6 protein-coding genes are annotated in these 5,030 nt (G+C 46.5%); all 6 read right to left on the bottom strand.

Annotated elements, in window-relative coordinates; all coding sequences use genetic code 11:
- Positions 1-190 precede the first annotated feature (190 nt).
- Complete coding sequence (locus tag ACFSW8_RS01300; protein WP_377177245.1) at positions 191-343, bottom strand: hypothetical protein; 153 nt, start codon at positions 341-343, stop codon at positions 191-193.
- Entirely contained in the window at positions 340-1,335 is a 996-nt protein-coding gene (locus ACFSW8_RS01295) for a hypothetical protein (RefSeq protein WP_377177243.1), read from the bottom strand. Before ACFSW8_RS01295 ends, ACFSW8_RS01300 begins: the two co-directional genes overlap by 4 nt.
- A 367-nt stretch (positions 1,336-1,702) precedes the next feature.
- On the bottom strand, positions 1,703-2,308 hold the full coding sequence (locus ACFSW8_RS01290; protein ID WP_377090084.1) for a hypothetical protein: 606 nt from the start codon (positions 2,306-2,308) through the stop codon (positions 1,703-1,705).
- A 366-nt stretch (positions 2,309-2,674) separates the two neighbouring features.
- Positions 2,675-3,286: a GIY-YIG nuclease family protein gene (locus ACFSW8_RS01285; protein WP_377090086.1), complete on the bottom strand. Its 612-nt coding sequence runs from the start codon at positions 3,284-3,286 to the stop codon at positions 2,675-2,677.
- A gap of 247 nt (positions 3,287-3,533) precedes the next feature.
- The gene (locus ACFSW8_RS01280) at positions 3,534-4,259 is read right to left on the bottom strand and encodes an RNA-binding protein (RefSeq protein ID WP_377090088.1); all 726 of its coding nucleotides are present in this window, start codon (positions 4,257-4,259) and stop codon (positions 3,534-3,536) included.
- A 93-nt stretch (positions 4,260-4,352) separates the two neighbouring features.
- Positions 4,353-4,862, bottom strand: a complete 510-nt coding sequence (locus tag ACFSW8_RS01275) for a hypothetical protein (protein ID WP_377177241.1) — start codon at positions 4,860-4,862, stop codon at positions 4,353-4,355.
- Positions 4,863-5,030: the final 168 nt, after the last annotated feature.

The following is a 5,030-nucleotide window of genomic DNA, read 5'->3' as shown; positions in this document are numbered from 1 at the left end:
ACTCACCTTTGCAAGCTTTTTATTTACTTATTTTCAATCAGTTATGCTTAAGTGAACGCGCATGGCAGATTGCAGATTGCAGATTTCAGATTGCAGATTGCAGATTGCAGATTGCAGATTGCAGATTGCAGATTGCAGATTGCAGATTGCAGATTGCAGTTGGGGGTTATTGGTGGGATTGCGGGGATGCTTATTGTAGCTTGGTGGAAGTGTATGAATGGCCTTCTACGGCGCTGAGTTGTTGGGCGGTTTCTTTGACGATGGTTTTGATGGCTTTGGCATCGAGTTTTCCCTGAATGGTGAGGACTACGTCGCTGAAACCTTCTTCGAAAATGAGTGTCACCCCATTGACTGTGAGGCGGAAACGGGAATGTTCGTCCTCCTCCTCGGTTTGTGGGTGAAGAGTGTGGGGGATGCTAGGTCTATAGAGTTTGTCCAAGGCTTTTTTATTGGTCGACTTGAGTGCTTGCTTTTTCTCCTCGTACACCTTCTTGAGTATGTCTTTTGTTTCTTTTCTTTTGTTTCTTGATCCATAGGGGTGTCTGGATCCTCAAAGGTGCTCGCGTCAATGGGGGGCATATCGAGCCGCACATCGAAGAGGAGGTTTGATTCACCGTCTTTTCGAGAGAAGCGGAATTGGCTCCACGGCCGTTCTTCAACAAGCGTCCATTGTTTCGTGTCGAGCTTGAGCTGCCACTTGCTGAAGTTATCGATAATGTCGCCTGAGTCTATCCAGCGTTTGCCCCAATCGATGGTGATGGAGTGGGTCTCGGAATCGTAGATCGCTTCATGCTCGAAGACCCAGCCAGGGCCCTGACCTGAGTTGACTTGGTGAATGGTATAGTCCTTCAGGTCGAGATAGTAGACTGGTGTGTCCTTTTCCTTGCGCCTGTCTGTGTAGCCCAAGGAGCCAATGATGTAGATACGGTTGCCGACGAGAGTGGCACTGTGAAAGTCAGTGGCTGGAAAGATGTCTTCGGAATAGCCGAAGATTTGAACCTTTCCATTCGCGTCTTTTACGATGACGTCGTTGTAGATGAAGAAATCTGGGTCGTAGTAATCTTCATGTTCACCAGCGATGAGAATCGTTCTACCATCTTCTAACTTAGTCTCAGACATTCCGAAGCGCTCATAACTCCAACATGGCTTGTAGGCGAAAGAACTCGGACCATCGAAGGCGGCATTGGCTTGATAGGCATTAAGCTCCTTCTGCACACAGTAGACCCAGAAGGGATTGGTCATGTCCTGCGCCTGCTTGGACCCACGGCGAGCATTACGCCATTGCTTGAATGCTTCTTTGGTGACTTTGGTGGTGTTTTCAGCCGGTGAGGACATGAGATAGGTCGAAGTAAAAAGGCTCAATACTAGAGCGGCCGTAATGAAGGTGAGATTCACGATAATAGATTATGCTAGAGATGGCTCTGTCTTTGAGGTTCCAAAACGGAGCGGGAACTACATTGTAAGTGCCGTTGTTGAGAAGTGTTCTGGTAGCGTAGGTGAGTGAGTTTTTCTGTATCGGAGTGTGGGTGGCCAGAAACTTGTGATAGAGTTCTCTTCTGCTTTACCTTTGGGAGAGCTTTGAAAAATTCGAGTAGGGAGGAGTATGAGGTTTGCATTGCTAAAATGAGATCAAAATTATGAGAGGAACCGTTTTTGCTCAGTAAGTATCTTTTAATTACCGTGGGTTCGTAAAGAAATCGTCTCATATTGGGTTTTCACCATGCTCATATACCTTTTCTCTGTATGAGTACTTTTTGGAGCTATTATCACAGATCGATTTCTTTAGCTCTTCTCTGAGTTTATCGTCGGGTAGCTGTGATACCGCGTACAAGAGTGTTTCACGATACGCTTCTATGGTTTCGGCTTCATAAGAAAGTGAAACTGCCTGAAGAACTGGATTCGCTTCTCTCTCAAAATTGATGAAGAGGTCAGCCCCAGGTGCTAGCATACTGCCGAAGCCGAGTAGGTCATCAGATGCTATAGCTGTCGCCTCTCCTGAGCTTGAAATATACTGTAGTTGAGGAATGGGCAGAGAAACGTCATGGTCTGATATGTTTTTCACATAGACTTTAAAATAAAGATGCTTGCGGTCCTTTGATAGTTGATTTGTGTAATGGACTTTGAGCCCAGGGCTGATGTTTTTGACGTTGTTCGCTAGAGTTTCGATCACAGCAAACCGACTGTCAGCTTTGCTATTACGGTCGATTAAAAAGTAGGCAATTATACCTCCTACGATCATTAGAAGGATTGTTATTAGATCTGCGATATCTATCGCCCAGTTGATTTTGCTTAAAAGTTCCAAGCTCACTGTATGGTTAAATTTTGATGGCTATGCCGCGATGCCTTTGATGAAGGTGGCTACGTAGTCGATGGTTCTTGTTAGGACGCGTTTTCGGGTGGGAGTGCATTTGGAGAGTTCGGGGGGGCCTATGATGTTGATTTTGCAGGCGAGGGTTTGAGTTCTTTGTATCGACTGAAACGATGAATTGGGAGTGGATAATGGTTAATATTCTAACAGTTAGTTGTAGTGGTGTGGTGTAGTAGAATGTGTGGGATGGGTGGGGAGCTTTCAAGCGATAAAGGGTGATGACAGAAGATTAGAGGTGGCCGATACGCTCAGTGTGAGAGCGGTGCTAAGATAGCTTGTATGCAAGGTGGAAGTATTTTGGGGGGCTTAGCTGTAGGTCTCGTTGTAGATGTCGCGGAGGCTTCTATCCCCGTAGTACCAATAGCCACCTGGGGCTACATCGTAGGCACCATCGTTGAGCAATGTTTTGGTGACATAGGTGAGTGATACCTCTTCCCCTCGGAATAGCACTTTTCTGCCAGAGGCTATCACAGCGGTTTCATCCCCTTGAGAGAAGGTAATTGTGTCGCCGATCTTGAGTCCCATTTCTAAAAAATTCTGATTCGGTCGGCGTATGACCTTCTTGCTAGATTTCTGAGTCTCGCTGTCCACCTTGGTGGCTTCCTCAATAATGGAGGGGGTCACATCCTCTAATGCCATGAGCCTCAACAATGCGATGGCCTGATCTGCCTCAATTTTGAAAAACTCACGCTTGCTGTTGATGCGGTAGGGACCGAAGGCTTGGTGGAAAGCTCGCTCGACTTTGGAGTAATCTTCGACTCTCGCTGCATATGCGCACTCGAATGGGACGGGAACCCCCGTAGAGTAGAGTTCGTTGAGGCGCGTTTGCACCTCGTCGCGGGAGGTTTTGCCAATTTTTACTAGGCCATCCATGACCGGGTTTGTCAGCACGTAGACGATTCCTTGTTCGTTATTCATGTTGCTATGCTCGGATTAACTCGCGTTGTACTTTTTGAAGTTCTCGGCTTGTTCGAAGATCTCTTTGTAGACTTCGTCGCGTTCACGGGTGGGAGTGCATTTGGAGAGTTCGGGTATTTTTCCTATGATGTTGATTTTGCAGGCGAGGGTTTGAGGTCTTTTTTATCGACTGAAACGATGAATGGGGAGTGGATAATGGTTAATATTCTAGCAGTTAGTTACAGTGCTGGGTTGTGCGTCTTGAGAGTTATGTTATTTGTAGGTTCTTTTTGACGAAGGTTTGCTTCCTGTCTGGAACGAGAGTGTTGAGGTGCTTTGAAGTGAACATTGCATTCACTGGGTGGTCTTGCTCGTAGGTGATGCGCTTGCTCTCGATTCTGTAACCAAGCGATGCAAAGATGGTCTCGAAGATGGCTTCAACCAATTCGATTTCGTAGAGACGTAGCATGGTCGGCATTGTCTTCATTTCGAGTCGGTGAGGGGTGGTGAAGATGAGGAGCCATGTCGACTCCTCCGTAAGTTCGAAATGCTCCCAAAGGCTGAATTGCGTGAGGTGGCGTTTAAGTTTACTGAGTTCCTTTTTTCGCTGTTCCTTGGTTTCAAGTTCTGGGCTCTCGATTATGTACTCGATCTGGCGACCAGGGAACAAACCTGTGCCACCGCGCGCGTAGCTAACAAGTTCGTCTTCTTGTAACACTCTACCTTGTGGCGTGTAGATAGTTGCCTTGAGGAAGGGGAACTTAGGTCTGAAGCGGTTTTCTAACCACTTAGCAACATTTGTTTTACGACTGGCCGCACGCTCATAGTCATATCGGCCTGGGCAGAAGTCTCTTTCTGAACGTGGATTTCTCGAAAATTCGAGAGTCACATCTACACCCTCTACTTCGCGGATACGTTCCGCGAGTGGTAGTAGTTCATCGGGCGTTGTTCGGTAGGATTTAGTCAGTATTTGGTGGAGAAGCGTTTCATTCATAGATACACACACGATCGAAACTAATGGTATTGTTTGCTGGGGGGAGACGTCTTTACGGAAGTTTGATAGGATAACTCGATGTTACAGGTGGGTTTATTTTAACCTTGTGACGGCTACAGCCTTGTTAGTGCCGTCTACGATCATCTTCGTAATTCCGTTTGATTGGTAGATCGTAACCTTAGGCATGAACTTGTAGGTGATTTTCATTTGGAAATCAGTCTGTTGCCAGATCTGACCATTCATTAGCTTCACAATAGTTTCTCCCTCCCAGCCGTTAAACTCGCCATCAATCTTAGATTCAATAGCGCCACCGCGAACTCCTCCTACACCGCCACCAGCGATGGCTTTTGCAGCTCTGCTAATACCCTCCTTGACGCCAGTGTCCTTACCCTCTTTGTGGCCTTGGAGATAAAGGTTGATTAGCGTTATACGTAAAGCTTCTCTCTCCGCTTTACTCAGCTTTGAGTAGCCTATCTTACGCGCATCATTCTTCGTGATGAGTTGATCGATCTTAATATCGGGATACTCCTTCGCCTGAGTCAAAAGGGGGGTAAGTGATACGAGTACAAGTAATGTAATTTTTCTTGGAAGGTGTAGTGGCATGAAACAAGGAGGGTTTAGTTTGTTGCGAGTTTGGCGGCGACTTGGCGGAAGTTGGCTAGGCCAGTTTCGATGTTGTCGATGATTTCTTCTGCTAGGATGTCGGGGCATGCGCGTTCACTTAAGCATAACTGATTGAAAATAAGTAAATAAAAAGCTTGCAAAGGTGAG

This window comes from Rubritalea tangerina (genome assembly GCF_042683245.1).
GTDB classification, from domain to species: domain Bacteria; phylum Verrucomicrobiota; class Verrucomicrobiia; order Verrucomicrobiales; family Akkermansiaceae; genus Rubritalea; species Rubritalea tangerina.
Note: the sequence above shows the minus strand (reverse complement) of the source record. Positions and strands in the feature narration are given on the sequence as shown.